Below are 26,179 nucleotides of genomic sequence, written 5' to 3'. Positions count from 1 at the left end.
TTCGTTATGAGAACGGATTTTTACCTAGAAGAACAATAAGCGCTTCAATACAGGCCGCAGTTGGCTGAGTAAGTATTCGGGAAAGCTTCTTCATTTGATTTGGTTTCAACTGTTGGATGATGGGTCCCAGCTCTTTAGCTTCTTTCATTAGCTGCTCTAGATGAAGCTGGATAGATGTCAGCTTATCTCTCACTGTATCATCTGGGGACACTTTACTCCATTGTTGTAAATTCGCTTTGATTTCCTCTAAGGTATATTTCTCGTTCTTCATAGATTCAATACGTTTAAGTCGAGTCAAAGTTTCATCACTATAAAGGCGGTAGTTTGTATCTGATCTTTTCTCGGGTTCAATCAAGTTCAACTTGGTGTAGTAATCAATGGTTCGAGAACTGACATCGGCAAGTTTGGCTAGTTCTCCGATTTTATAAAGCTTCTCTTTCCCCATAATAAGTTCACCTCTACTCCAATGTTTTGTATGAATTCTTCTATATATTAATGATACCTGATTACAAACCGTACAGTCAAACGTAATACTTTTCAAAGCTGACATGGATTTTAGGATAGGAATTGTAACATTTTGCTCGATATATGAACGAAAACACGAATTATGCCTGTTCGATGTCAGGTTATTTTTCGCTTTTTTCAATTTTTTAAAGAAAATCCTATTGTCAAACCCATTTAACCTGTATATAATGACATTAAGAGTTTCATTACATGTTACTTAATATAACATTAAAAAGGAAGTGGTCGTATGGTTAAGAAGTTGTTGTTAGCTTTCGGCGTTATGGCATTATTGTTCCCTACTCTCGCATTTGCTGCAGATGAAGCGACAGTACCCCAACTTCAAAGTGCAATCGATGCAGTTTGGGTTATGTTAGCAGCTATCTTGGTCATCTTCATGCAAGCTGGCTTTGCATTATTAGAAGCGGGGTCTACTAGAATGAAAAATGCCGGTCACGTAGCCGGTAAAACAATTTTAACTTTTGGCTTATGCGCCATCGCTTTCTGGGCTGTAGGTTTCGGTTTCGCCTTCGGTGACGGAAATGCTTTCTTCGGAACGACAGGGTTCTTCGTTACAGGTTTAGAAGATCAAGCAGCAGCGGCATTCGGATCCCTTTCTTTCTCAGATGTACCCATTGGTATTAAATTCTTGTTCCAATTAGCCTTCGCAGGTGTATCCTTAGCGATTGCATGGGGCGGTTTTGCAGAGAGAGCAAAACTTCCAGTTTACTTCATCTTCGGAATTTTGTTTACAGTTGTGATTTATCCAATCGTTGCTCACTGGGTATGGGGCGGCGGCTGGTTGAGCAAGCTTGGTATGCAAGATTTCGCGGGATCAACGGTTGTTCACTTACAAGGTGCAACAGCAGCACTCGTAGCTACCATCTTGTTAAAACCACGTATTGGGAAATATAATAAAGATAAAACGCCAAACTTGATTCCTGGTCACAACCAAGTGTTATCTGTCCTCGGTGTTATCATTCTTTGGATCGGTTGGTTCGGTTTCAACCCAGGTAGTACACTAAGTGCAATGGGTGATGGGTTCTTCGGTTATATTGCTCTGACAACGAACATGGCTGCTGCGGCAGGCGGGGTTGCGGCTCTCATCATTTCTTGGATGTACTTTGGTAAAGCAGATATTCCTAGCATGTTGAACGGTGTTCTTGCGGCGTTAGTTGCGATTACAGCAGCGTGTGCTTTCGTAGATACTTGGGCTGCCATCGTCATCGGTGCAGTAGCTGGTATTGTTACATTTTTCACTGCGCAATGGTTCGAAAGAGCTGGCATCGACGATCCGATCTATGCTTTCTCTGTTCATGGTATCGCTGGTATTTGGGGTACTCTTTCCACTGGTTTGTTCGCTACACCTGAGCTTTCAGCGAAGGTTGGTGTTGGCGGTGCTGGCTTGTTCTACGGCGGTGGTTTGCACCAACTGGGTGTTCAAGCACTTGGTTTAGCTGGAGCATTAGTATTCGTTCTTATTCTTTCCTTCATTATCTTAGGAATTCTGAAAGCTACAATTGGTCTTCGTGTAACAGAAGAAGAAGAAATTATCGGTCTGGATTTGTCTGAGCATGGTTCGTATGGATATCCGGAACAAATGAAAAAAGCAGCTCAAAACGGCGTGTCCATTTAATACCACATACACTTTCTACTAGAGCAAAGGGGATGCAACATGAATCATCTCTCAATGGAACAGATCCTGGAACGCATCTATCAATCGGAACAGTTCGATGAGATGCGAATAACCAGAGATCAGGTGCATGAGATGTTTCGGGAGCATCTCCTTTTCTCTCATTCACCTGAAATTGGGCGAAAAGTGAATCAAATACACGATGCTTTCATTCACAGAACGATAGAACTAGCTGAACATATGTTGGAGGATGAAGGGCATGGGAAGCCGCCTGTTCCTTATGCGTTTATTTTGTTGGGCAGTGGAGGAAGACGTGAACAGACGCTTTGGAGTGATCAAGATAACGGACTCATTTATGAAGAAAGTGAAGTTCACACAGAGGAAGAATTAGATGACTATTTTATCAAACTTGTAGATTGTATCCTTCGTGGTCTTGATGTTTTGGGCTATCCGCCTTGTGAAGGCAATGTGATCTCGAGCAACAAGCTATGGCGTAAGTCGTTATCCTCGTATATTGAGATGATGACAGCATGGTTTATGGAACCGGATTGGGAAAATGTTCGTTATTTACTCATCCTTGCTGATATGCGCTGTATCTTCGGTTCTAAAGCTTTAGTTGATCGGCTCAAAGGCGAGTTTCTTGCTTATGTTCAGGAACATCCGAGTATCTTGAAGTATTTGTTATCCAATACACTCCATCACAGAATAACATTGGGCGTATTCGGACATCTGATTACAGAGAGATATGGGGAGGATGCAGGTGGATTTGACATTAAATATGGCGCTTATATTCCTATAGTAAATGGGATTCGACTTCTTGCTATTCAAGCAGGGATCATGCACTCATCAACGTTAGAGAGAATTAGATTACTGCAGGAAACTTCCTTCATCCCTAAGCAATTAGCCGTTGAATGGCAGGCTGCTTTTGGAGTTGCGCTTAAACTTAGAGATTTGACACCTTTTCAGCTTGATGGCGAGATGTATACGACAAGAGGCAAGCTAAGCGCTGAAAAGCTGACCAAAGAGATAAAGCAAGAATTAAAACAATGCCTGCGTACGGGGATGGAGTTACAAAAGTATGTTAGAAAATCAATCGATTCACACTTAGAGACAGAAAAAGGTTAGATATAACGGGATTTATGTTTCATTGGTAGGGAGAGGTGATTCGAAATGAAAGATATGCGTCCGGCTGGGCGAATGTGGCATTTGTACAAAATGGGTGGTCTTACGCCAGCGCTTACGTCTATGTTTGATGTACAGAGTGCTCAACAGATGGCTTTTATTCGTTCCATGTTGAAGGAGCAAAGGAAAGATTCCCTGTTTGAAATACCGCTTCACTCGATGGAAATCGTTGTTTTTGATTTGGAAACGACGGGATTCTCTCCATATAACGGTGATGAAATTATATCATTCGGAGGTGTCTCTGTTATTGGCGGTGAAGTGCAAAGTAATCATACATTCTATAGTATGGTAAATCCAAAACGTAAGATTCCGGATGAGATTGTAAGCCTAACCGGTATTACGAACGAAATGGCTGCTGACGCGCCTGAATTAATAGGGGTGTTAAGTGACTTCTTGGAGTTTGTTGGGCAAAGAATACTGGTTGCTCATGCAACCGGGCATGATAAAAACTTCTTGAACTCGGCCCTATGGCGCACGTCCAAAGTGAGCTTATCACATCGTGTTCTCGATATCATGATGATTGCCAAATGGCTAATGCCGAAGAGGAAAAATTTGAGTTTGGACTCTCTGCTTCATGCCTATGATATTCCGATAACGAATCGCCATCATGCGCTTGAGGATTCCCTTATGACCGCGCAGCTGTGGTCTAGATTCATGGAGGAAATAAAGTCAAGAAATGTAGATACTTTAGGTGACTTGTACGCCTTATTAAGCCATCACTGACCGATGACAAACGAAAGTTTGTGATAAGAGGTCTGGGGGGCTTTTTTTATTTGGTAAAGCTGTAATTCGGGGAGTTGCGGTTGCTGAAAGGATAAGATCCAATAGGTAGGAATCGAATGCCAGAGTGTTTGTAGATCTTGTTCCGAAGGAACGGGAGGAGCCGTTGGGTGCGAATGGAAAAGACCGATCACGGGGTTATTGCTGTCCATAAGATATGGGAGCATCTCTACGGGACTTATTTCAAAACGATTCCTTGGGTTACTTGCGATATTGCGTAAAGGAATAAAGGTACTCGCTTGCAGTGCTTCATTCTTGTTATGGGCTTGTCCGCCGAGAATGAAGCCGCATGCTTCTTCAGGAAGTTGCTCCAAGCTATGCGTGTGAAGATCTTTGTATAATTTTGCCTTCATATATACATTCACTCTCTATCCATCTCTCCTAATCGATGTGCATGTTAGAATGAGGTTAGTATATCATGCTTTTTTGTTCATTTCCCCTTTAGGCTTAATAAAAAAGAATACGAGGGCAAGCATGAGAAGTGCCAAGGAGGATACAGTGATGAATATGGCTTGATCCGAAATGTTCATGAGCCAACCGAAAAGTGGTGGACCGCAAGCTACACCAATGAAACGGAGACTATTGTACAACGAGGTTATCATTCCACGCTGTTCACGCTCTACAGATCCGGTAATCAGTGTATTTAAGCAAGGCAGCAGCAGACCAGTACCTATTCCACTTAATGAAAGTAAACCGATAAATATGTAGAGATTGGTATTTAGGAAGATGGCTAATGCTAGCGAAACGGTCATCAGAATAAGTCCGATGTTCATTAACCAACGCATCAATATGACGTTCTCTTTGATTTTGGCCCCGGTGGTATAGGAGGTAATGACCATGCAAAGCAAAGGAATAGCGAGAATAAATCCCTTGCGAACACCTTCAATGCTATAAGGTTCTTCTTCTAATATCTGTGATAAGTAAAAGAGAACACCGAACAGAATAAATAACGAAATGGAGCCAGCAAAAAAAGCAGGGATAAGCCATCGACCTTTTTCCCGAAAAATGCTGCGAATTTGCTTCAAGTAATCCTTAAGAGGTTCCGCTTCCTTTTCTTTAGGCGGTTCCTTAATCATAAAAATAACAGCGAGCAGAGCTAACAAACAGAATATAGGGAATGCAAAAAATGGCGCAAACCAAACGATTAAAGCTAATAAAGAACCTAATATCGGGCTTACGACTTTACCGGCCCCATTAGAAGCCTCTATGAGCCCGAGCGCTTTACTCGCGGTTCCTCCCTTATATAAATCTCCTACAAGAGCCATAGCGATAGGGGCTGTCCCTGCTGCTCCTAAGCCTTGTATAGCTCGTGCTGTTATCAGGATAGGATAGGAATTCCAAACAGCTCCAAGGCCTGCTAGAACGCCAGCAGAGCCGTATACAATTAGTGAAGGGATGATGACAGCTTTACGTGTAAAACGGTCTGATAAATAACCTGATACAGGAATGATGATACCGGCTGTAATGGAGAACAAGGTGATGACGAGTGAGCTCTGAAAGCGCGAGATGCCCATCCTTTCCTGCATATCAGGTAGAATAGGGACTAGCATCGAATTACCTAGCACAAGAACTAAGGGAATCGTTGCTATTGCGATGTATTCCCAGATGTGGCCCTTTTTGTTTTTAGATTTGTTTTTAGGTTTGCTTTCAATTTTGTTTTCAGTTTTGTCTTCAAATATATTTTCGGAAATTTTTTTGCCCTTGGCTGCTTTTGTAGTCATTATGATGAGGGTCCTTTCAGAACATGATGTATGTTTACTTTTCCCAAATAAGTTGAAAGCATACTTTGGATTTTCATTGATGTTGGAATTTTGGCGAATTTGGAGATAATATAGACAGAGTGGAGGTGGAAGTGCTTTGAAGAGGAATGTGTTTGTGATAGCCCTGGTGGTTATATTAGCCGGTTTTGCTATTTATCAAAACGCCCAACGCGAGAATAAAGCGACACTTATGCCTACTGAGCAAGCGCCAAAAGTGAATTTCTTGGCCCCTTCGTTTACGTTAAAAGGGCTTGATGGGAAAGACTACACGATTGGTGGGCCGCGTGATAAGCCTTTGTTCGTTAATTTCTGGGCTTCATGGTGTGGTCCATGCGAGGAAGAGGCACCGGATCTGGTTAATGTGTACAACAAATATCAAGGGCAGTTTGATCTCTACGCGGTCAATGTGACTCCTGGTGATAAAATGGAGAACATTACGAAGTTTGTGGAAACCTACAAATACCCATTCCCGGTGTTATTAGATAAGCAAGGAACGAATGCGGATACTTATCGAGTTGTCGCTATTCCAACCAGTTTCTTAATCGATAAAAATGGGGTCATTCGCGAGGTTGTTCATGTACTCTCTCCTAGAGATTTGGACAAGAAAATTGCAAGTCTCATTAAAGAGTAAAAAAGCTGCAAGAGAAGCGCCGATGGTTGGCGTACTCTTTGCAGCTTTTTTACTCTTTAAACGCGATCGTTCAACCTTGAGTGAAGTTTACTCATTAATGGTTTACTAAACCTAGGCGCTCTTGTTGATCCTTGTTCGCAGGCTCGACACGTTTTCTTCCGATTAATGCATAACGCAAGCTATCTACGAGAGCATACCAGCTCGCTTCAATAATGTTACTGGACACACCAAGTGTGTTCCATGTGGTATTGAAGTCAGTCGATTCCATCAGAACGCGAACCTTACCCGCAGTAGCGCCTTTCACATCAAGGACACGTACCTTATAGTCGGAGAGATGAACGTTCTTAATATCAGGGTAATATTGGATCAGCGCTTTACGCAAGGCATTGTCAAGAGCATTTACAGGACCGTTGCCTTCTGCCGCGGTATAGATCGTTTCGCCATGAACCTTCACTTTAACAATGGCTTCGGAGACAACCGATTGATTAGCGGACTTCTCAACAAGCATTTTGAATGATTCTAATGTGAAAATCTCTTCTAGACCTTCGAATGCTTCGCGCAGCAAAAGTTCCAGTGTGGCATCGGCTCCTTCGAATTGATAGCCTTGATGCTCGAGATCTTTAATTTTCTCAATGACTTCTTTGGTTTTCTGATGTTCTTTATTAAAGTCTAGATTCAGTTCTTGGGCTTTCACAAGTACATTGCTTTGCCCCGCAAGCTCTGAAACAAGTACACGTTGTTTATTGCCGACAAGTTCAGGCTTCGTATGCTCATACGTACTAGCATCCTTGAGAATGGCTGAAACGTGAATACCGCCTTTATGCGCAAATGCCGCATTCCCGACATAAGGCTGATTAACAGGCATATGCATGTTGGCGATTTCGCTAATGTATCTCGAAACTGGCGTTAATGATTTGAGTTGCTCCTCGGAAATAACCGAATAACCAAGCTTTAACTGAAGGTTAGGGATGATGGAGCTAAGGTTAGCATTACCGCAGCGTTCTCCATAGCCATTAATAGTTCCTTGGACCTGTCCTGCTCCTGCTTGTACAGCGGCAAGGCTGTTTGCTACACCTAATTCACAATCATTATGAGCGTGAATTCCGATGGGGGTGGTGACATTCTGTTTAACAGTAGTGACAATGGCAGTAACTTCTCCAGGTAATGAGCCGCCGTTAGTGTCACATAGGACTATCCAATCAGCTCCGGCATCTTGTGCTTTTTTGATTGTTTGCAGCGCGTACTCGGGATTATTCTTGTAACCGTCGAAGAAATGCTCGGCATCGTAGATGACTTCAAGTCCGCTGCTTTTTAAATAAAGAACGGAGTCGTAGATCATGGCAAGATTTTCTTCAAGTGTAGTTTGAATAGCCGTTGTGACATGGAAGTCCCAGGACTTACCGAATATAGTTGCTACCTGAGCGCCTGACTCCACGAGTCTGTTCAGATTAATATCATCCGCAGCAATGGAATCTTTACGTCGCGTGCTGCCGAAGGCAGTAATCTTCGCATTTGTGAACTTCATTTCGCGAGCGCGTTCAAAAAATTCAATATCTTTGCTGTTGCTGCCCGGCCATCCGCCTTCAATATAATGAACCCCAAGCTCATCGAGCTTGCGGGCAATTTTAATTTTATCCTCGACGGATAAGCTGATGCCTTCTCCTTGCGTACCGTCTCGTAGTGTGGTGTCGAAGATTTTGACTGATGTTGGCATAGGTTCCTCCTTCAAAAGCTAGCAAAGTGACTTCGGTGCTTGATGTGCAGGTGCTTGTGCTTGCTTTAAAGCGCTAATGTATAATTTACGATTATATCATAATAGTATGGGTAAAGACATCATAACGCAAAAATACGTTTGCTTGAAAGTATAATTTTTTGTATGCTGAAAATGGCTCTAATAGTTGGTCGTTTATCAATGGGAGGGAATATAAATGGTGACAACTCAGCATCATTATCCCAAGCAAGGTAGAGTCATTTTGCATATAGATATGAATGCATTCTATTGCTCTGTTCATGAGGCTGTTGAGCCTGATTTATATAAAGGAAAGCCTTTGGCTGTTGCTGGGAGTGTTGAGCTTCGTAAAGGGATTATTGTTACTTCATCTTATGCGGCGCGCGCTGTGGGGATCAAGACAGGTATGCAAGTTAGGCAAGCGATGAAGTTGTGTCCGGATTTGATACTGATAAGACCTGATTTCGAGCTATATCGCAGCTTCTCAAGGCGGTTTATGCAGATAGCCTATAGTTATTCACCTATGGTGGAATCCATGTCAATCGATGAGTGTTTCGTCGATATAACAGGGTCCAAGCAATTTGGAACGCCACTTGAGATCGCGAATAACATTCAGCAACAGATCATGAAGGAACTGAGTCTGCCCTGTTCGATTGGCGTTGCCCCCAATAAGCTGCTTGCTAAGATGGGTTCCGATATGAAGAAGCCGAATGGGATATCTGTGCTTCGTCTGCGAGATGTTCCTACCGTATTGTGGGACAAACCGTGCAACTATTTATATGGGATTGGCAAAAAGACGGCGGATAAGCTGACTAGACTTGGCATCCACACGTTAGGTCAGCTGGCAGTTGGGGACGAGTTGCTGCTAAGTAAACACTTTGGCATCCTAGGTGCACATCTGAAACGTTCGGCTAATGGGATTGACCATTCCCTGGTAAACCCCGAACAAGAACAGAGTAAGTCCATTGGGCATACGACGACGCTTCCGCAGGATTTTACCGATACCAAAGAAATTCACCGAGTATTCTTAAATCTGGCAGATCAAGTGGCAAGAAGACTTCGAAAGCAGGAGCTGATGGCTTCTACGATCCAAATCACGATTCGTGATCCGGAGATGAGGACGATTACACGATCCGTAACCTTGCCTACGCCAACCGAGCATATGGACGATATTTATCGAACCTCGTGTCAGTTATATGATCATCAATGGGAGGAAGGCAACCCTGTTCGGCTGCTTGGGATTACGCTGCAGAATCTAACGATGAAGGAAGAAACGTTCGTTCAGTTGGATCTATTTGATTATGAAAAGCAGCCTAGACGAGAAAATTTGAACCGTATTATGGATGGACTTCGTGATAAATTTGGGGAAAATGCGATTCTAACCGCAGGGATGATGGGTGACAATCCTGCTACGTTAATTAGAAATCATAAAGCGAGAGGGACTTCCCTGCAAATGGATCATTTGAGGAACAATCCCCTTCACAAAGAAGAGGAGAAGTGACGAAAGATGGCGCATTGTATTGGCTTTGCCGGCTATTCGAACAGCGGAAAAACAACGTTAGTGGCTAAGTTAATCGTAGAAATGAAGCAGCGCGGCTATCGGATAGCCGTAATGAAACATGATGCGCATGGACATTATAAAGAAGCAGCAGGGACGGACTCCACAACTTTTGTAGAGTCGGGTGCAGAAGCAGTTGTAACTCTATCACCAGATGGGATTCATGTGTTCGAGAAGAAGCTAAAGCCAAGTCTAGAAGAACAGTTAAGTGCGTATGCACATCTAGACTATGTTTTTATCGAAGGCTTCAAGAAGGAAAAGCATCCAAAGATTGCTGTCTTCCGTACACTAGAGCAAAGTGAAATTATTCAAGTTCTTGAGCCTGAGCCCATTGCTATTGCAACAGATATGGACGATTTCACCTTTCATTTTGCAGCTTTTCCTTCCTTCGATTTGAACAATATCCCTGGTATAGCTGACTTTATTGAACAATATTTTGAGAGCAATTAATTTTAAGGTTTGAACTTTGTCCGTATTTATATTATATTTTACATTGAGGATAATTTGAGGAGGAGTTAGAAATCATGGCAAAGTATACATTTGTTGATAAAGATACTTGCATCGCTTGTGGCGCTTGCGGAGCTACAGCTCCAGACATCTATGATTACGATGATGAAGGTTTGGCTGAAGTGATTTTTGATGGAGACGGTAACAAAGGGGTAACTGAAATCCCAGAAGATCTGTTTGATGATCTACAGGATGCACAAGATGGCTGCCCGACGGATTCCATTAAAGTAGCGGATACACCTTTTAGCTAATCAGTAAAAACATAATTTTGTGAAGTGATTCGCAGAATGTCGAAAGAGCTCAGTTCCTGTAAAAGGAATTGAGCTCTTTTTTTGATATAAATTGTATTTACGTGTAACTATTTATTGCCATTTTCTACGTGCCATCTTACAATGAAGCTAGTAAACATTGGGAGGATCTTATGGGTAAGAAGAAATGGATTCAAACTTTAGCGGTAGGACTTTTGTTGATGTTATTTTCGACATATTTCTACACGGTTAACTCTAGTGGATTGTTTTATTTTGTTGAGGGGCCTCTCCAAGATGTTTTGCGAAAAGCTAAATCTGTGGATGAACGTCAGCCAGAGGATCGCATCAAAATTGTTAAGATTGATGAGAAATCTCTTAAAGCAATCGGGAAATTTCCTTGGGATCGAACTACCTATGCGCAATTGATAGAGAAGCTAGAGCAGTCAGGCGCAGCAGCAATTGGTATCGACGTCGTGTTAGCTGAACCTTCGAAAAACCCCGCTGACGATAAAGCTTTGGCTGATGTTTTGGCCAAGTATCATAATGTCATCATGCCCGTCCAAATTAACTATCCCTCCAAGCAAGAGCAAGCAGGCGATCTTGTGCCTGAGAAAATCGACTACCCCACTCCAACACTAACAACCAGTAGGCAGCAAATGGCACATATTAATGTGTTTGTCGATAAGGATGGTAAGGCTCGGAAGCTGCCTGTTGGGCTGCCTGATGAGAATGGAGTATACATACCTGCGTTCAGCGTTGCGCTTGCCAATCTAGTTCTGGATGATAAGGACAAAGTGAAGCGAGATGAAGCAACCGGACAATGGAAGCGCGGCAATATCGTAATGCCGACTAACGAAAGAAATCAAGTTACTACTGAGTTTTTCACACTGCCGAGGCAGAAAGTAGATGCTACAACAGGTTATGAATCACTCTCTTTCATTGATGTTATTAATAGTAAAAATCCCTTGCCCTTGCAAGGCAGCATAGTGCTGGTGGGACCTTTCGTAACGGCCATGCAGGATGAATATCCAACACCGATCAGCTCTGTTAAGATGTTTGGGATCGAAATACATGCAAATATGATTCAAACGTTATTAGAAAGCAAGTTTTATAAAGATACAACTAAGCCTTTTGGCGTAGGTATTATCTTACTTATTTCTTTGCTTGCCATTTTCTTATTTCATAGATATAAAGGCAAAACGGCCCTATTTATTTTCTTGGGAATGTTCGTTATTTATGGTGGAATATGGTTAACCTTCTACATTGCTGGATCAACCTTCGCTCCTCTTGTATACCCGCAATTTGCTCTGGTTACGATCTATATTTGGTCGTTGGTGAGTCATTATCTGGAAGAGCGGAAGGAGCGCAACCGCGTAACCGGTATCTTCGGAAGATTCGTTTCCAAAACGGTTGTAGACGAGCTGTTGCAATCAGGTGAAGATGTTAAGCTTGGCGGCAGTCGTAAAGATATCTCGCTTATTTTCGTAGATATTCGCGGGTTTACCCCCATGTCCGAACGACTTGAGCCAGAGCAAGTAATTCAAGTATTAAATGAGTATTTGGATGTATGTACGAAAGCTATTTTCAAATTTAACGGAACGCTCGACAAATTTATTGGTGATGGTGTCATGGCGATGTTCGGTGCTCCAATTGAATATGATAATCACCCGGAGATGGCTGTGCGAGCGGCTATTGAGATGAAGTCGCAGGCTACTGTTCTTGAGCAGAGATTGATTGAAAAGTATGGAATCGGAGTGAAGTTCGGTCTGGGTATTAACAGTGGACCTGCGGTTGTTGGAAACATTGGTTCCGAAGATCTAAGGCTTGATTATACGGCTATCGGAGATACGGTTAACTTGTCAGCTCGATTAGAATCGAACGCGAAACCTGGTCAAATTCTAATCAGTGAACAGACCTATGAGAGGGTTAAAGACCTTTTTGAGATAGAATCCATCGGTGAAATAAAAGTAAAAGGAAAAGAAAAGCCCGTTGCGGTATATGAAGTTATCGGGAATCTCTAATAAATGAATGCTGGGGAGGAAGTCAGTGTGGGAGTAACTAAGAAATCATTTGTGGCATTATTCTTAAGTTTTTGTTTAGTGTTTAGTTTGGTCTCGGCAATGCTTATAAAACCTGTAGGTGCAAAAACCGTTCGGGTGGCTGTTATTACGACATTATCCGGTGATGTAACGATCAAGAAAGGCGGAGGCTCCAAATCGTACGATGCCTATGAAAGTATGAGTTTAAATCAAGGCGATACGGTTTACACAGGAGCTAGCTCATCTGTTACGCTTAATCTAAGCAATGGGGACGCAGACGTAACTTTAGGCGAAAATGCTGAGATTAACGTGTCAGACCTAAATACCGCAAATGGAAATAAGAAATCCAAACTTAAAGTGTGGGCCGGTTCCATGTGGGTCAAGGTGAAGTCATTAGCTGGATCAGATGATGAATTTGAAGTTGAGACGCCAACAGCCGTGATGGGTGTTCGTGGAACGCAGTTCTTTGTTACCGTTGACCCGAAAACGGGCGCAATTAAGATGGCGGTTGGAGCAGGGAAAGTCTCCGCATCGACGGTAACGAATGGAGCTGACTCCACTCAAAAGACTACTATTACATACTTGTATCCGACGCAACAAATTTCTTTGGATGCTAGGGATGAGACGGATGATCTGTCTCTTAAAGTAGATTTCCTTGATTTAAATGATTTTATTAAGGATGCTTCACCGGAAATCATTAAAGAGATTATCCTGAACAAAGCCGAAATGGATAAAGAAAATGATGAGTTTATTGCTAAGAAAAAGAAAGAAATCGAAGATGGCAAACTCGTAGATGATAAAACTTCCTTATCTGCGAAGGATCAGGCTGAATTAGATAAAGTGAAACAAAACTTAGATAACTTAATAGGTAATATTGCCAAGAAGGCTCTCGCGGAAAATAAGGTTGATAAAGAGTCTTTGAATAAAATCATTGAACAAGCAAATGCAAAAATCGATAAACAAGAAAAAAAATTAGATTTAAACAATGTGAAAGAATTAGATAAAACTGCAGGTGTCGATGCAGAAAAAGAAAAGATAAAGAAAGAGATGCTTCAAAAGCTTGAAGCAGAAAAGCTCAAAAAGCAACAGGAAGAAGCAAAGAAGCAAGAAGAGCTCAAAAATAAGCTGGCTGCTGCGCTTAAGGCTTTGGAAGACCAAAAGAAAAAGATTCTCGAAGAGAAGAAAGCAGCGGAGGAGAAGGCTAAAGCCGAAGCAGAAGCGCAATATGATAAGCAGAATGGGACGAATACTTCAGCACCAGGATCAGGTGGTGATTCGGGGAATTCAGGTGGGACAGACCCCTTACTAACACCAAGTATTAGCCTTGCGCCTGGCTCTGTTAATAATTTTGGTGAATTCAATTTAAATATTAATCTAAGTGACTTTGTCGGCAACAATACAATCTATGGTGTAGAATTGCACTTATCCTATGGTTCCAATATTTATCTTAATGTTAACGGGGACCACCCATGGGTAAGTAACTCGGATATTTTTAGCCAAAGCAATAGTGCAGATCATATTAAAGAATATTCGAATGGTTTACAGAAAGAGCTTGTGTATGCAGTGACAAATTTTGGCCCAAATTCAAATAATCTTGAAGTGAAAAATGGAGCTAAAAAGTTAGTAACAATTCCGTTTTATGGTCATTCGGTTGGGACAACTGCAGTTTCGGCCGTATCCCCTGCATCATATCCAATAAAAGTCGAAAAAATCGTCATTGTTCATAAAAATGGTCTAGACGTTCAGAAAGTAGAAATTCCTGTGAAACCTGAGACAACAGTCACTTTGCCTCCAATAAATAAAAATTAATCATTTTAACATAGCAAAAAGGAGAAACCTATGAAACCCTTAAAACATATATTCGTTTCATCCCTAGTGGCCGCAACCTTACTGGGAGGTTCATCCGCATGGGCGGCAGGATTGTCGAAGGATGCTCTGTTAACCAGCAATGGACAGATCCTATCAGACGTGTCAACCTTCGCAGGGATCGGTGATTTTGAAGATAAGAACGGGGATGCGCTAAGTGCGGCATTCCGTGCTCCAGGCAGCGTTGTTCAACTTTCAGATGGCAGTATTCTTGTCGCGGATACACGGAATCATCTCATTCGTAAAATTTCAGATGGAAAAGTAACCACTTTTGCAGGCCCGGAAGTTGTTGTGACGAAGAATAACCAAGGCTTTCCAACAGGAGGTCTAGTTGATGGGAAATCGTCAGAAGCCTTTTTCAATGAGCCGACAGGGTTAGCTGTAGATGCCAAAGGGAATGTGTATGTCGCTGATTCAGCTAATAACGCAATTCGGAAAGTGGATACGAATGGACAAGTTTCCACGTTGGCAGGAAATGGCGTTCCTGGCAGTAAAGATGGAAAAGGTGCTGAGGCGAAATTTAATCACCCAAGTGATGTTGCGGTTGCTGCAGATGGAACCCTGTATGTCGCGGATTCGCTCAATCATGTTATCCGTAAAATAGTAGTCGATGGTAGTGTTTCTACTCTGAATGCGGCTGCGACTCGAGCTATTCAAGTCCGCCCAGGGGAAGCTTCTTTCGCTGGTGAATTTCAAGACGGCAGCTTAGCCACGGCGAAGTTCAATGAACCTGCTGGATTGGTTTTAGATAGCAAAGGCAATTTGTTTGTAAGTGACACAGGCAACCAACGTATACGTTATATCGACCTCCAAGCAGGGACTGTGACTACGGTGGCTGGATCGACACCCGAATTAAGCAATCATACAATCTATGATAAAAACGAGTTATATGCAGGTGGAGACTTTGCGGATGGAGACGCGCTTAAGGCGAAGTTTGACTTCCCAAAAGGACTTGCAGTTACTTCCGAAGGCGGGGTTTTAATCTCAGATAGTTTAAATCATGTGATTCGTTATTTACTGAATGGTAAGGTTTCAACGATTGCTGGGACGATCCAAACTGGTGAAACGGACGGCGTGGAACAAGCAGCTGAGTTTTACAATCCGAGCGACGTTCTAGTAACCGCACAAGGTAATATTGTGGTAGCAGACTCCTCTAATAACAAAATTCGTAGAGTAGCTCCTTACCATTTGCCGGGAGATCTAGCAAACAATAACGAAGTAAAAGTGGTAAATGGTGATAAAGTGATTTCATTCGATGCAAAGCCTGAGATACAGGGCGGACGTACAATGGTTCCAGTTCGTGCCATTAGTGAAACATTTGGCTATGAAGTCAAATATGTTGAGTTAGCTGGGAAATCAGTCGTTCAGCTTATCAAAGGTGATGTTACAGTTGAGCTAACGATAGGTGAAACAGGCGTAGTACGTAAACAAGCGGGTCAATCAGACATCAAGCAAGTGACGGATGCTTCTCCTTATGTGAAACAAGACCGTACGTATGTGCCGGTGCGTTTCTTCGCAGAGCAAATCGGCTTAGATGTCCAATGGGATGCCGCTCATCAAACAGCCATTTTACGTACGAAATCCTATGTGAAATAAGCAATCCGCATGATGAGCTTGGCAAGGGGAAACCCTTGTCCAGGCTCTTTTTTTTTTCATGACTTCATCTCTAGGTAAATTTTGCCGATAAATGAAGGAGAGTTACAAAGTTGTCGATAGGAGGTTTTCTAGATTGAAGGACAAGAATCGCATTGATCAGTTGGAACGATTTTTCCAACATAATCCGATCGAAGATCCTCTTTATCTCAAAAAATATGTGAAAGAACATCCTGATCATAAAATGGCTTGGTACTTATTAGGCAGGGAATACGCAGCACAAGGAAAGGAAGGCAAAGCAGCGTATTGTTTCGCGCAGTCTGGGGAGATCTATGAGGCTTTCGAACGCCAGAAAATAACGATCGAAGGTCCTTTACCTATTTCACCTGCTTCAGGCTTACATAAAGGTACTGTGACATCTGTTAAAAGCAAGCCCAGTGGTAAAGGGAAATGGATGCCGTTAATGGTCATTCTACTCCTGCTAGCTGTTCCCGCTGCAATGGATTTAGCGAAGAACGATACGGGGAACATCCCAGATGAGACTGTTGCTGCAGCTCCAGCGGCAGTTAATGCGCCTGCAACCCCTAAACAGGAAGGGACTTCTGGATTAAAACTCTATTTCTCTAATGGAGATTGGGGCAATAAGCTTCAACAAGTACTGTCTTCCTCAGGATCTGGTGCCGGGGAATCTGTCATCATGGGGGTTCCTCGGAGTTCGGATGGTAAATGGAACGAGTGGAATAGGTCAGTGAAGCCTTTGATCAGCGTTGAGAATAAAGGTGGAGGCGGGGGTTCAGCGGCATTAAAGTATTACCAGTCTCAGACTTGTTCCTGTCAGGCCGGAGATAGCTCTGCGCTTGTTCCCGTCATAGATAATTGGATGCATGAACGTGAGCAAGCTATTGTCTTACAAAGCGCAATCCAGGCCTACCAAAAAAAGACGGGAACGCTGCCGGAGAAACCTGAACAGCTTACGAAACCTTACCCAGATAATCTCTTGCCAGGACTCTCTCCTGAAATGCAGGAGGCCTTCCCTCAAGCTGTGAGTAAGGTAATTGAAAGCGCAAAAACGGGGAAAGATCAGGTTTCGTTACAAACGGTAGATAAAAACGAGCAGCCGAAACGAGAGCACAAAGAACAGGCTGCGCCATCTAGTTCACAACCGAAAGCTTCCACAGACCCACTGCTGGAACCGCTTAGGATTGTAATTGATACCGATAAGCATCGTTTGGCTCTCGTTAGTGGAGATTTCATCATCCGAAGCTATCCAGTTGGCTTAGGAGGCGAGAAGACGCCGCAGGGGGAGTTCTTCATTAGTGAAAAGGTGCGCAATCCGAATGGCAAATCAAATGGGGAGTTTGGCAGTCGAGGAATGACTTTGTCGGATACACTTTATGCGATTCATGGTACGAATAAGCCCTCCAGCATCGGGAAAGACGAATCACATGGCTGCGTTCGCATGCAGCAAGCGGACATTGAAGAGCTTTATAACATGGTAACTCATGAAACGAAAGTGACGATTGGTAAAGGGGTATTACCACCTTCTTCAAATTCAGATGGTGGAGATGGTAGTGGCGGCGGAAGCCCGGGACTCGGAGCTGGGGGAGGGAAGCCAGATCAATCTTTTGGTCTTCCACTGCAGACTAATGACAGCAACCCTAGTAAGAAATATAAATGGCTTGATTAACCCATGGAACATGACAAAAAACCGCCTGAATATGCTTCAGACGGTTTTGTCATGATGTACTGGCGTTCCAAGTTTTACCCTTGACAACGATGTGGAAAGCGATTACAATTCAAAATGTGATGATTTCAATCACTTCTTTACTAATCATTTGTCCAAAATGATCAGTAACGTCATAGTAATGATGACAACAAGCAAAATGGATCCTGTCCAAATGATCGCTTTCTTATTGACTTCTTCTTTGGCTCTACGATTGGACATGATCGGTTTACGTTTGGACATAGGAATCACCTTTTCCTTGGGGATTAAAGAATATGGTTCTATCATAGCATAAGTAGGGTCGTTCATAGAATATGAATGTAAAATGAATTTTAAAATCAAGTATTGACGACCATGTCATTTTATTGTAAGATTTAATCACACGAAACGCCGAATATAATTGAATATGTCAGTTTTAATAACATGTTACCGTAAGGGCATTAGTTATTGAAGAATGTAAGTCTTCTTCTATAACTATGCTCTTTTTATTTTTGCCAAAATGATAACCTGAAGGGAGTTGGTAGCGCAAACTACAAGGAAAGTTAAATTTAGGACTACGCTACTTCATAAATAACCATCAGACTTATTAAAAAAGGGAGAAGATGAACACATGAATATGAAAAAATGGTCAACAATGGGCTTGGCTGCGTCCATGGTACTTGTAGCAGCAGGCTGTGGTAAATCTGCACCAGTGGAAACAACAAAACCAGCTGCATCGGCGGCGCCGACTACAGCTGCTTCAGCGGCTCCAACAGCTGCTGGTCCCAAAAAATTAACCGGTGATTTTGAAATCCAGTACTTTGTTGGCGGTTACGGCGACAAATGGTGGAAAAAAGTTATTGCTGATTTCCAAGCAGCAAACCCTGATCTGAAAATTAAAGAAAGTGCGGGACCAAAAATCAACGAACAAATGAAACCCCGTTGGATCGCTGGAAACCCACCTGATTTCGTATATATCGATGGACCTGAATTGTTCGATCGCCAAATGGTTACAGACGGACAGCTTGAAGATTTGACGGATTGGATCAAAGATGCTAAAAACGTTGACGGCGAGAAAATCATTGATTTGCTTGCTCAAAAACCACAAGAGTTCGACGGTAAAATCTACAACGTTCCTTTCGTAATGAGCTCATGGGGTATTTTCTACGATAAAGCCCTGTTCAAAGATAAAGGTTGGGCTGAGCCAAAAGATTTCGAAGAATTCTTAGCGGTAAGTGAGAAAATTAAAGGTGCTGGCATTAATCCTTTCATCCACACGGGTAAATATCCATACTACATCAACGGCGGCGTATTGCTTCCAGCTATCGTATCTGCTAACAATAATGACTACAAATTGCTGCAAGATATGTCTACAAATAATCTAGAAGCTTGGAAAAACCCAGCTATCCTTAAAGGTCTTAATAAAATCGTTCAGCTTCGTGACAAAGGTTACATCGACAAAGCATCCGTACAAATCAACCACACGGATTCCCAATCCTTGTTCCTGCAGCACAAAGATGCTTTTATCCCGAACGGTCTATGGCTGCCAAACGAAATGGCCAAAGACGTTCCTGCTTCCTTTGATTTCGGATTCATTCCATCCATCACACAAGATAAAGGTGGAAAAGTTGTAGCTAATACTTCGACTTCTACGTTTGCTGTTGCGAAAAAAGCGAAAAACAAAGATGCAGCAAAAGCGTTTATGCAATTCGTCTTCTCTAAAACGCAAGCTTCCCAATGGGCTGAGTTGAGCGGCGCTCCTTCCAACGTAAAAGGTGACATCTCCTCCTCCAAAGCACCTAACTTTGTTAAAGATGCGGCGAAATTCTTGTCATCTCCTGAAACAGTTGTAGTGCCAACAGTCTCCTTCGCGGCTGACGTTGACAAAGCGATGCAAGATGCAACAGTGGCATTGACGATTGGTACAATTACTCCTGAAGAATGGGTTAAACGTGTATCTGATGTCGTAGCGAAACAAAAGAAATAGGAACTGAATGAAGCAGTGCGGAGAACTAGCGAGGCATTAGCCTTAGGAGTTCTCCGCCATTTTAATGATAGGACGGTGAGGATAGAATGAAGACCAAGTCAAAAATGTGGAAACGGAATTTGTTCATCGCTTCATTCATCATTCCGACTTTTCTTTTCTTCTGTGTGTTTACGATCTACCCTGTTATACAGGCTTTGCAGAAGTCATTCTATGATTGGTCAGGAATGTCAGAGAATAGCACGTTTATTGGGTTTGATAATTTCGTCGAATTATTTAAGGATCCCATTGTACTTAGAGCCATCGGGAATGATTATTTTTTAGTAGTAGGTAAGGTCATTGGCATTATGATTCTGGCGACGTTCTTCGCTGTTGCTTTAACTCGTTTCAAGCTGAGAGGCTCTGGCTTCTTCCGCGCCATATTCTTTATCCCGAATGTAATCTCCGTTGTTGTTATTGGTGTGCTCTGGAACTTCATCTATAATCCGCAAATTGGATTCCTGAATGCATTCTTGTCACTATTCACAGGAAATAAAGTGGATATTACTTGGTTAGGATTTCCACAGCATACGATCTGGATGCTATTACCCCCAACGATATGGGCTGGTATCGGCTTCTATATGATCTTGATGATTGCTGCAATCGTGAATATTCCTGCTTCCTACTATGAGGCAGCTAATATAGACGGAGCTGGTCAATGGTCGCAATTCCGCCACATTACCATGCCGCTCATCTGGGAGCAAATTAAGGTTTCCATTGTAAACATTGTCATTACGACTCTCAATGGATCATTCGTCATTGTTCAATTAATGACAAACGGCGGACAGCCTGATAATACGACCCAAGTTATGGGATCTTATCTGTATCGGATGGCTTTTCAACAATATCATTTCGGTTATGGAGCAGCCATCGGTGTCATGATCCTAATCGTTTCACTGATTACTACCCTTGTTCTTCAGCGTATTATGCGCCAAGAAACAATCGAAATGCATTAAGGTCATCATAGAAAATGATACTGAAGGAGGGGGAACCATCGTATGACCGTCAAAAACCCGTTAGCGAAAATGTTTGTCTGGATCATTCTTCTTATTTGGAGCGTCGCCGTCCTGTATCCATTGATTTGGACACTGCTTGATGCGCTCAAAAATAATGAGCAATTTTTCTTAAATGCCCCATGGGCATTGCCTAAATTCCCGCTGCTTTGGACAAACTTCTCCTATGTTTGGAGTAAATATAATTTTAGCACCTATTTCATGAACTCCATTATTGTGACGGTAGGAAGTACCCTTTTGGGTATGATACTTGCTGCGATGACAGCATATATCCTAGCTAGGTATGATTTTAAAGGGAACAAAATTCTCTTAACAATCTACATCTCGTCCATGATGATACCGTTCGCGCTAGCACTGATTCCATTGTTCTTCTTATTGAATGATCTGCACTTAATCAATACGTGGTTAGGATTAATTCTGGTCTATGCAGCACTCAATCTTCCTTTTGGAATTTTCTTGCTTGTAGGGTTCTACAAATCGCTGCCAAAAGAAATTGAAGAAGCGGCAATTATTGACGGGACCTCCCATTACGGCACGTTCTTCCGTGTTATGCTGCCATTGTCGCAACCGGGTCTAATCACGGTGATGATTACAAACATGCTGAATAACTGGAACGAGTACTTCCTAGGGGTTGTTTTGACCAATGAACCAACCAAGTACACGCTTCCAATCGGTCTTGCTGTTATGCAGGCAGAAATGCAGTATAGAGTTGAGTGGGGACCTTTGTTCGCAGGCCTGCTTATAACGACACTTCCAACGTTGATTGTGTATATGATCTTTCAACGTCAAATTGCAAGTGGAATTACTGCAGGTGCCGTGAAATAACTGTATAATTGGTTGCATAGAAAAAACACCTTATCCTAGAGGATTTTATCCTTTCGGGAGGGTGTTCTTTCTACTATAATTGGAATAAGCAAGAGCAAACAAGAAACGGCCAAACTTGTAGGCTTTTATAGGGGAACATGACATGAGAGCTATGTATATATTGCAGAAAATAGGACGTTCTTTGATGATTCCGATTGCGGTGCTGCCGGCGGCATCCATTCTTCTTCGTATTGGGAAAATGACGTTTAGTGATCCATTTCTTATGCAGGTGGCTCAGATTTTTGAGTTAGGCGGAAGTGCGATTTTTGATAATTTGCCATTCATATTTGCAATTGGTATAGCCATTGGACTTACGTCCGGGGATGGGATTGCGGCACTTGCTGCTGCGGTTGGCTATTTAGTGTTTGACAATGTCTTGAAGCATTTTCAAGTGGGGACCGACTCTGTGGAACGGCTGGATATGGGTGTTCTAGGCGGTATGCTCGTTGGCATGCTATCTGCGACGTTCTTTAACAGGTTCCAAAATACCCGGCTGCCCAAAGCGCTCGGATTTTTCGGAGGCAAGCGATTCGTTCCGTTAATCACATCTCTGGTTATGGTTTTCCTAGGGGTGTTGATGGGATTCATCTGGCCTCCCGTCCAAAGGGGCATAAGTGTAATCGGGTTATGGATCGTTGATAATGGGAACATTGGCGTATTTATCTACGGAATGATGAACAGGCTTCTAATCCCTACGGGTTTGCATCATATTATTAATAATATCGCTTGGTTTCAAATCGGAGATTATGTCACACCTACCGGTAAAATGCTGCATGGCGATATCTCACGATTTTTTGCTGGAGATCCAGAAGCGGGACTATTCACGACAGGTTATTACCCCGTTATTATGTTTGGGCTTCCTGCTGCGGCCTTAGCATTAATTAGAAGTTCGTCTTCTAACCGTCAGTTTGTTGTTCCTGTGATGCTTAGTGCTGCATTAACCAGCTTCCTTACAGGCATAACAGAGCCAATTGAGTTTGCTTTTATGTTCTTAGCACCAGGCTTATATCTGATACATGCCGTTTTAACTGGCTTTTCCATGGTGATCATGAATATGCTTCAGGTGAAAATGGGATTCGGTTTCTCAGCCGGATTTATTGATCTCGTTCTCAGCTGGCATCAAGCTACGAATCCTTATTGGATTATCCTTGTTGGGGTAGGGTACTTCTTCCTTTATTATGTCGTATTTCGGACCTATCTTCATTTCTTTCCATTCAAAGTGCCCGCTCAGGACGAAGCTGCTCAGCTTGAAACAGAGGATGCCCAAGAGATCATCGAAGAAACGAAAGAAGACCGTCCTACCAGCATTCTAAGGCATATTGGCGGAGCTTCTAACATTATCTCGATCGATGCTTGTATTACACGACTACGCCTCCTGGTGAGTGAGGAAAATTTAATTATGGACAGCGAGCTTAAAGACCTTGGCGCTATTGGGGTTATCAGACTTGGTAAAGGAAACGTTCACGTTGTTTTTGGTACGGAATCGGAACAAATTAGAGAAAGTATTAAACCCTTGCTTCACCTGCAAAAAGACAAATCAGGACAAGCCTAAATTTACCCCACAAAGTGACGTATGCCTTCGAAGTCTATTCCGATTACTTTGCGGGGACCCCGAAACAAAGATTAGGAGGTGTCTTATGATTGAACGGACGATCATTCATGTACTGTCCCATAATGTGGTGATGGCACATTTGACATCAGGGAAAAATTCAATTGCATTTGGTAAAGGAATTGGATTCAAAAAAACGCCAGGAATGCTCATTAGCGAAGGCGAAATCACACAAGAATTTCTCCTGCATACATCCGAAGTTCTTAAAAACTACGAACAAATTCTGAATGCGGTTGATTTGAAAATTATCGGGATTACAGAGGAAGTCATCGCTTATGCACAAAGTATGCTGGAAGGCGACTTCTCCGAAACGATTCACGCCTCGCTGGTCGATCATATTAACTTTGCTGTCGAACGACAAAAGCGCGGTATTTTCATCACGAATCCATTCGCTTATGAAATTGGGTATATGTATCCTGAGGAATACAAAGTAGCCAAGAAGTCCGTAGATTTCCTCAATGACCATTTGGATGTGAAATTGCCGGAAGATGAAGTTGCCTTCTTGGCCATGCATTTCAATGGCGCACGTAAAAAAGAGCAAGCTTCTGATTCCTTAGCGGTAGTTAGAGTAGTGTCGCAGACGATCGAATCTGCCAAAGAATTAGGCTTTAATTTCGATGATTCGTTCTCAACACTGCGGTTCATTAGTCACCTGAAAGGTGTCATAGAACGGGTCAAACAAAAAAAGACACTCCAGAACTCGCTGCTTGAAAAGATTAAAGAGGAGTATGGAGACACCTATGTGAAGGCGAAGGTATTATCTCTCATGCTGAGTGATTCTCTTCAATTAGAAGTGCCTGACGATGAAACGGGTTACTTGACGATGCATCTGGAACGACTGCTTCAACGAACAGAAGCATAGGCTGTTAAATAGCTAATCTGGATTCCCTTGCAACCTTCATGGAGCAGGGATTTTTTGTTTGAAATAGAGGCGAAATGCCTTTCAGTGGATTGCATATTTGCACGTTGTCAGCTAAACTGACTGTTAGAGTCATTAGAGAACGGAGTGCATAGGACATGCTGTATAAGAAGTTAGGAAAACCAATCTTGTTCCGAATGGATCCGGAGAAGGCGCATCATCTTACGATTGACGGGCTAAGTGCTTTAGTGAGCTTCCCAGGGGGAAAACAACTGCTCAAATCCATGTATGGAGTGCCCTATTCACCAATCTTAGTCCAACAATTATGGGGACTACAATTCACAAATCCAATAGGTCTGGCAGCTGGTTTAGATAAAAATGCCAAGGCCGTTAAGGGATTCTCACAACTAGGCTTTGGTTTCATGGAAGTAGGCACAATTACACCAAAGCCACAACCGGGCAATGAGCTGCCGCGGCTATTTCGTCTTCCGGATGACAAGGCGCTCATCAACCGAATGGGCTTTAATAATGTAGGTACAGATGCGATGGCTAATAACTTGATGAAGACAGGTAAACGCGACATACCCGTAGCTATTAACATAGGTAAAAATAAGACGACACCGAATGAGCAGGCCGAAGAAGATTATCGAACTTGCATTCGGGAGTTATATACATATGGTGATTTCTTTGTTGTGAATATTAGCTCACCAAATACACCGGATTTGCGTAATTTACAGCATGGGAACGATTTGAAGCGATTGCTTGATGCAGTTACAACGGAAATGCAGGTTCAAGAGAAGAAAAATGGTCAAACAGGAAAACCTGTTTTGGTTAAAATTGCGCCGGATCTCACGGATGAAGAGCTTGAATTAACCGTGCATACGATTAAGGATAGCGGCATTTCTGGGATTATCGCCACGAACACAACACTCAGCAGACAAGGGCTAGTACACCCTAATCGCGAGCAAGCAGGCGGACTTAGCGGAAAACCACTAACACAGCGAACTACAGAAGTCATTAGACGTGTCTATCAACTGACGGAAGGCAAGCTGCCGATCATTGGGTCCGGGGGAATATTTACTGCGCAAGATGCCTATGACAAAATTCGGGCTGGAGCAAGCTTAGTTGAAGTGTATACAGGCTTTATTTATGAAGGACCTGGAATGCTTGCTAGTTTGAATAAAGGCCTACAAGATTTGCTGAGGAGAGATGGGTATACACATATTTCCCAGGCAATCGGCGCAGATCAGCACTGACTTCATTCAGAATGGAGGATAAAAGAATGGATGGACGAGATTGGAAGAAATTTCTCCTGCCTTATGAACAAGCGGTAGAGGAGTTAAAAGTAAAATTCAAGACACTGCGTGGCGAACTCAAGAGCAGAGAAGAGTATGCACCTATTGAATTCGTAACAGGACGTGTCAAAAAGATATCAAGTGTACTGGAGAAAGCGAAACGCTTGAGTGTCCCCATGGATCAATTAGAGTCTGGTATCGAGGATATCGCTGGGATTCGGATTATGTGTCAGTTTGTAGAAGACATTGATCGTTTGGCCGAGCTGATTCGCAGCAGACAGGATATGAACGTAGTCTACGAAAAAGATTATATTGCCAATAAGAAACCGAGTGGCTATCGCAGCTTTCATATTATTATTGAATATCCTGTTCAAACCGCTTTGGGAATGAAACGAATATTAGCTGAGGTGCAAATTCGGACGCTTGCTATGAATTTCTGGGCGACGATCGAGCATTCTTTGAATTATAAATATAAAGAACAATTGCCATCAGAGGTTAGAGCACGCCTTAGCAAAGCGGCCGAGGCTGCTTATCTGTTGGATCAGGAAATGTCCAGTATTCGTGGTGAGATTGTCGCGTCTCAGAAGATGTTTGAGGATAACTCGAATTTGGTAAACAAAGTCCTCAATAACATTCAGGAGCTTTATTTCTATCATCGAGTTCGGGAAGCCGCTCAATTTCAGCTGAGATTTAACGAGATATGGGAGACGGAAGAAGGTTTAAGTGATCTTTCGTCCGATATTGAGGCTGCAATCAACAGAGCGAAAAAAGGAGATAATAACTGATC

23 protein-coding genes are annotated in these 26,179 nt (G+C 42.6%); 18 read left to right on the top strand and 5 right to left on the bottom strand.

Translation table 11 applies throughout. The annotated features are described in order from the left end of the window. Window positions 1-4: 4 nt before the first annotated feature. On the bottom strand, window positions 5-445 hold the full coding sequence (locus AC58U0_RS07740; protein ID WP_029193450.1) for a MerR family transcriptional regulator: 441 nt from the start codon (window positions 443-445) through the stop codon (window positions 5-7). Between the two features lie 306 nt (window positions 446-751). Here AC58U0_RS07740 and AC58U0_RS07735 point away from each other — a divergent pair, with 306 nt between their 5' ends. Genes AC58U0_RS07735 through AC58U0_RS07725 form a run of 3 tightly spaced genes read left to right on the top strand, consistent with a single transcriptional unit; the run spans window position 752 to window position 4,039 of the window. Continuing rightward, window positions 752-2,137 (top strand): ammonium transporter, encoded by a 1,386-nt coding sequence (locus AC58U0_RS07735; RefSeq protein WP_497378420.1) that lies wholly within the window; start codon window positions 752-754, stop codon window positions 2,135-2,137. 39 nt (window positions 2,138-2,176) lie between these two features. Continuing rightward, window positions 2,177-3,259 (top strand): DUF294 nucleotidyltransferase-like domain-containing protein, encoded by a 1,083-nt coding sequence (locus AC58U0_RS07730; RefSeq protein ID WP_497378419.1) that lies wholly within the window; start codon window positions 2,177-2,179, stop codon window positions 3,257-3,259. 45 nt (window positions 3,260-3,304) lie between these two features. Next, complete coding sequence (locus tag AC58U0_RS07725) at window positions 3,305-4,039, top strand: exonuclease domain-containing protein (RefSeq protein WP_497378418.1); 735 nt, start codon at window positions 3,305-3,307, stop codon at window positions 4,037-4,039. Here the strand turns inward: AC58U0_RS07725 and AC58U0_RS07720 are convergent. Then, entirely contained in the window at window positions 4,033-4,461 is a 429-nt protein-coding gene (locus AC58U0_RS07720) for a M67 family metallopeptidase (protein WP_497378417.1), read from the bottom strand. The two genes, AC58U0_RS07725 and AC58U0_RS07720, sit on opposite strands and share 7 nt — an antisense overlap. Before the next feature lie 51 nt (window positions 4,462-4,512). Then, window positions 4,513-5,817 carry an MFS transporter gene (locus AC58U0_RS07715; RefSeq protein WP_497378415.1) on the bottom strand — a complete coding sequence of 435 codons (1,305 nt, stop codon included), beginning with the start codon at window positions 5,815-5,817 and terminating at the stop codon, window positions 4,513-4,515. Between the two features lie 136 nt (window positions 5,818-5,953). On the opposite strand from AC58U0_RS07715, the gene AC58U0_RS07710 reads away from it, so the two are divergent. Beyond that, window positions 5,954-6,487, top strand: coding sequence for a TlpA family protein disulfide reductase (locus AC58U0_RS07710; RefSeq protein WP_057306961.1), 534 nt, complete (start codon window positions 5,954-5,956; stop codon window positions 6,485-6,487). A 94-nt stretch (window positions 6,488-6,581) separates the two neighbouring features. On the opposite strand, the gene cimA is transcribed toward AC58U0_RS07710, so the two are convergent. Next, window positions 6,582-8,201, bottom strand: coding sequence for a citramalate synthase (gene cimA / locus AC58U0_RS07705; protein WP_497378414.1), 1,620 nt, complete (start codon window positions 8,199-8,201; stop codon window positions 6,582-6,584). A 214-nt stretch (window positions 8,202-8,415) separates the two neighbouring features. Here cimA and AC58U0_RS07700 point away from each other — a divergent pair, with 214 nt between their 5' ends. The 7 genes from AC58U0_RS07700 to AC58U0_RS07670 all read left to right on the top strand — a co-directional run bounded on the left by AC58U0_RS07700 (window position 8,416) and on the right by AC58U0_RS07670 (window position 17,714). Beyond that, window positions 8,416-9,717, top strand: coding sequence for a DNA polymerase IV (locus AC58U0_RS07700; protein ID WP_497378413.1), 1,302 nt, complete (start codon window positions 8,416-8,418; stop codon window positions 9,715-9,717). Window positions 9,718-9,723: 6 nt separating this feature from the next. Continuing rightward, a complete protein-coding gene (gene mobB / locus AC58U0_RS07695) occupies window positions 9,724-10,224 on the top strand; it encodes a molybdopterin-guanine dinucleotide biosynthesis protein B (RefSeq protein ID WP_497378411.1) in 501 nt (166 codons plus the stop codon). A gap of 74 nt (window positions 10,225-10,298) precedes the next feature. After that, the gene (locus AC58U0_RS07690) at window positions 10,299-10,532 is read left to right on the top strand and encodes a ferredoxin (protein ID WP_047686106.1); all 234 of its coding nucleotides are present in this window, start codon (window positions 10,299-10,301) and stop codon (window positions 10,530-10,532) included. Between the two features lie 170 nt (window positions 10,533-10,702). After that, the gene (locus tag AC58U0_RS07685; protein WP_497378409.1) at window positions 10,703-12,550 is read left to right on the top strand and encodes a CHASE2 domain-containing protein; all 1,848 of its coding nucleotides are present in this window, start codon (window positions 10,703-10,705) and stop codon (window positions 12,548-12,550) included. A 27-nt stretch (window positions 12,551-12,577) separates the two neighbouring features. Then, on the top strand, window positions 12,578-14,377 hold the full coding sequence (locus AC58U0_RS07680; protein WP_497378407.1) for a FecR family protein: 1,800 nt from the start codon (window positions 12,578-12,580) through the stop codon (window positions 14,375-14,377). Window positions 14,378-14,407: 30 nt separating this feature from the next. Then, window positions 14,408-16,030, top strand: a complete 1,623-nt coding sequence (locus AC58U0_RS07675; RefSeq protein WP_497378406.1) for an NHL domain-containing protein — start codon at window positions 14,408-14,410, stop codon at window positions 16,028-16,030. A gap of 133 nt (window positions 16,031-16,163) precedes the next feature. Next, the gene (locus AC58U0_RS07670; protein WP_497378404.1) at window positions 16,164-17,714 is read left to right on the top strand and encodes a L,D-transpeptidase; all 1,551 of its coding nucleotides are present in this window, start codon (window positions 16,164-16,166) and stop codon (window positions 17,712-17,714) included. Window positions 17,715-17,858: 144 nt separating this feature from the next. On the opposite strand, the gene AC58U0_RS07665 is transcribed toward AC58U0_RS07670, so the two are convergent. Beyond that, entirely contained in the window at window positions 17,859-17,993 is a 135-nt protein-coding gene (locus tag AC58U0_RS07665; RefSeq protein WP_281366891.1) for a hypothetical protein, read from the bottom strand. A 367-nt stretch (window positions 17,994-18,360) separates the two neighbouring features. Between AC58U0_RS07665 and AC58U0_RS07660 the strand changes: the two genes are divergently transcribed. From AC58U0_RS07660 to yjbM, 7 genes are all read left to right on the top strand, one after another. Continuing rightward, the gene (locus tag AC58U0_RS07660; RefSeq protein ID WP_497378402.1) at window positions 18,361-19,716 is read left to right on the top strand and encodes an ABC transporter substrate-binding protein; all 1,356 of its coding nucleotides are present in this window, start codon (window positions 18,361-18,363) and stop codon (window positions 19,714-19,716) included. Window positions 19,717-19,802: 86 nt separating this feature from the next. After that, window positions 19,803-20,708, top strand: coding sequence for a carbohydrate ABC transporter permease (locus AC58U0_RS07655; RefSeq protein WP_497378400.1), 906 nt, complete (start codon window positions 19,803-19,805; stop codon window positions 20,706-20,708). A gap of 42 nt (window positions 20,709-20,750) precedes the next feature. After that, entirely contained in the window at window positions 20,751-21,590 is an 840-nt protein-coding gene (locus AC58U0_RS07650) for a carbohydrate ABC transporter permease (protein WP_497378399.1), read from the top strand. Between the two features lie 142 nt (window positions 21,591-21,732). Beyond that, a complete protein-coding gene (locus AC58U0_RS07645; RefSeq protein ID WP_497378398.1) occupies window positions 21,733-23,181 on the top strand; it encodes a PTS transporter subunit EIIC in 1,449 nt (482 codons plus the stop codon). An 85-nt stretch (window positions 23,182-23,266) separates the two neighbouring features. Continuing rightward, window positions 23,267-24,100: a PRD domain-containing protein gene (locus AC58U0_RS07640; RefSeq protein WP_171640358.1), complete on the top strand. Its 834-nt coding sequence runs from the start codon at window positions 23,267-23,269 to the stop codon at window positions 24,098-24,100. Between the two features lie 155 nt (window positions 24,101-24,255). Beyond that, window positions 24,256-25,353 (top strand): quinone-dependent dihydroorotate dehydrogenase, encoded by a 1,098-nt coding sequence (locus tag AC58U0_RS07635; protein ID WP_497378396.1) that lies wholly within the window; start codon window positions 24,256-24,258, stop codon window positions 25,351-25,353. Between the two features lie 26 nt (window positions 25,354-25,379). Beyond that, window positions 25,380-26,177, top strand: a complete 798-nt coding sequence (yjbM, locus tag AC58U0_RS07630; RefSeq protein ID WP_497378395.1) for a GTP diphosphokinase — start codon at window positions 25,380-25,382, stop codon at window positions 26,175-26,177. Window positions 26,178-26,179 lie beyond the last annotated feature (2 nt).

This window comes from Paenibacillus sp. J31P190, assembly GCF_059692075.1.
This window is presented reverse-complemented; position numbering and strand designations above follow the sequence as displayed.

Excerpts from the sequence above, each read along its gene's own strand:
- yjbM (WP_497378395.1), top strand. The coding sequence starts at position 25,380 with ATGGATGGACGAGATTGGAAGAAATTTCTCCTGCCTTATGAACAAGCG.
- AC58U0_RS07645 (WP_497378398.1), top strand. The coding sequence starts at position 21,733 with ATGAGAGCTATGTATATATTGCAGAAAATAGGACGTTCTTTGATGATT.
- AC58U0_RS07650 (WP_497378399.1), top strand. The coding sequence starts at position 20,751 with ATGACCGTCAAAAACCCGTTAGCGAAAATGTTTGTCTGGATCATTCTT.
- AC58U0_RS07730 (WP_497378419.1), top strand. The coding sequence starts at position 2,177 with ATGAATCATCTCTCAATGGAACAGATCCTGGAACGCATCTATCAATCG.
- AC58U0_RS07700 (WP_497378413.1), top strand. The coding sequence starts at position 8,416 with ATGGTGACAACTCAGCATCATTATCCCAAGCAAGGTAGAGTCATTTTG.
- cimA (WP_497378414.1), bottom strand. The coding sequence starts at position 8,201 with ATGCCAACATCAGTCAAAATCTTCGACACCACACTACGAGACGGTACG.
- AC58U0_RS07655 (WP_497378400.1), top strand. The coding sequence starts at position 19,803 with ATGAAGACCAAGTCAAAAATGTGGAAACGGAATTTGTTCATCGCTTCA.
- AC58U0_RS07635 (WP_497378396.1), top strand. The coding sequence starts at position 24,256 with ATGCTGTATAAGAAGTTAGGAAAACCAATCTTGTTCCGAATGGATCCG.
- mobB (WP_497378411.1), top strand. The coding sequence starts at position 9,724 with ATGGCGCATTGTATTGGCTTTGCCGGCTATTCGAACAGCGGAAAAACA.
- AC58U0_RS07740 (WP_029193450.1), bottom strand. The coding sequence starts at position 445 with ATGGGGAAAGAGAAGCTTTATAAAATCGGAGAACTAGCCAAACTTGCC.
- AC58U0_RS07690 (WP_047686106.1), top strand. The coding sequence starts at position 10,299 with ATGGCAAAGTATACATTTGTTGATAAAGATACTTGCATCGCTTGTGGC.
- AC58U0_RS07665 (WP_281366891.1), bottom strand. The coding sequence starts at position 17,993 with ATGTCCAAACGTAAACCGATCATGTCCAATCGTAGAGCCAAAGAAGAA.
- AC58U0_RS07735 (WP_497378420.1), top strand. The coding sequence starts at position 752 with ATGGTTAAGAAGTTGTTGTTAGCTTTCGGCGTTATGGCATTATTGTTC.
- AC58U0_RS07660 (WP_497378402.1), top strand. The coding sequence starts at position 18,361 with ATGAATATGAAAAAATGGTCAACAATGGGCTTGGCTGCGTCCATGGTA.
- AC58U0_RS07685 (WP_497378409.1), top strand. The coding sequence starts at position 10,703 with ATGGGTAAGAAGAAATGGATTCAAACTTTAGCGGTAGGACTTTTGTTG.
- AC58U0_RS07675 (WP_497378406.1), top strand. The coding sequence starts at position 14,408 with ATGAAACCCTTAAAACATATATTCGTTTCATCCCTAGTGGCCGCAACC.
- AC58U0_RS07715 (WP_497378415.1), bottom strand. The coding sequence starts at position 5,817 with ATGACTACAAAAGCAGCCAAGGGCAAAAAAATTTCCGAAAATATATTT.
- AC58U0_RS07640 (WP_171640358.1), top strand. The coding sequence starts at position 23,267 with ATGATTGAACGGACGATCATTCATGTACTGTCCCATAATGTGGTGATG.
- AC58U0_RS07725 (WP_497378418.1), top strand. The coding sequence starts at position 3,305 with ATGAAAGATATGCGTCCGGCTGGGCGAATGTGGCATTTGTACAAAATG.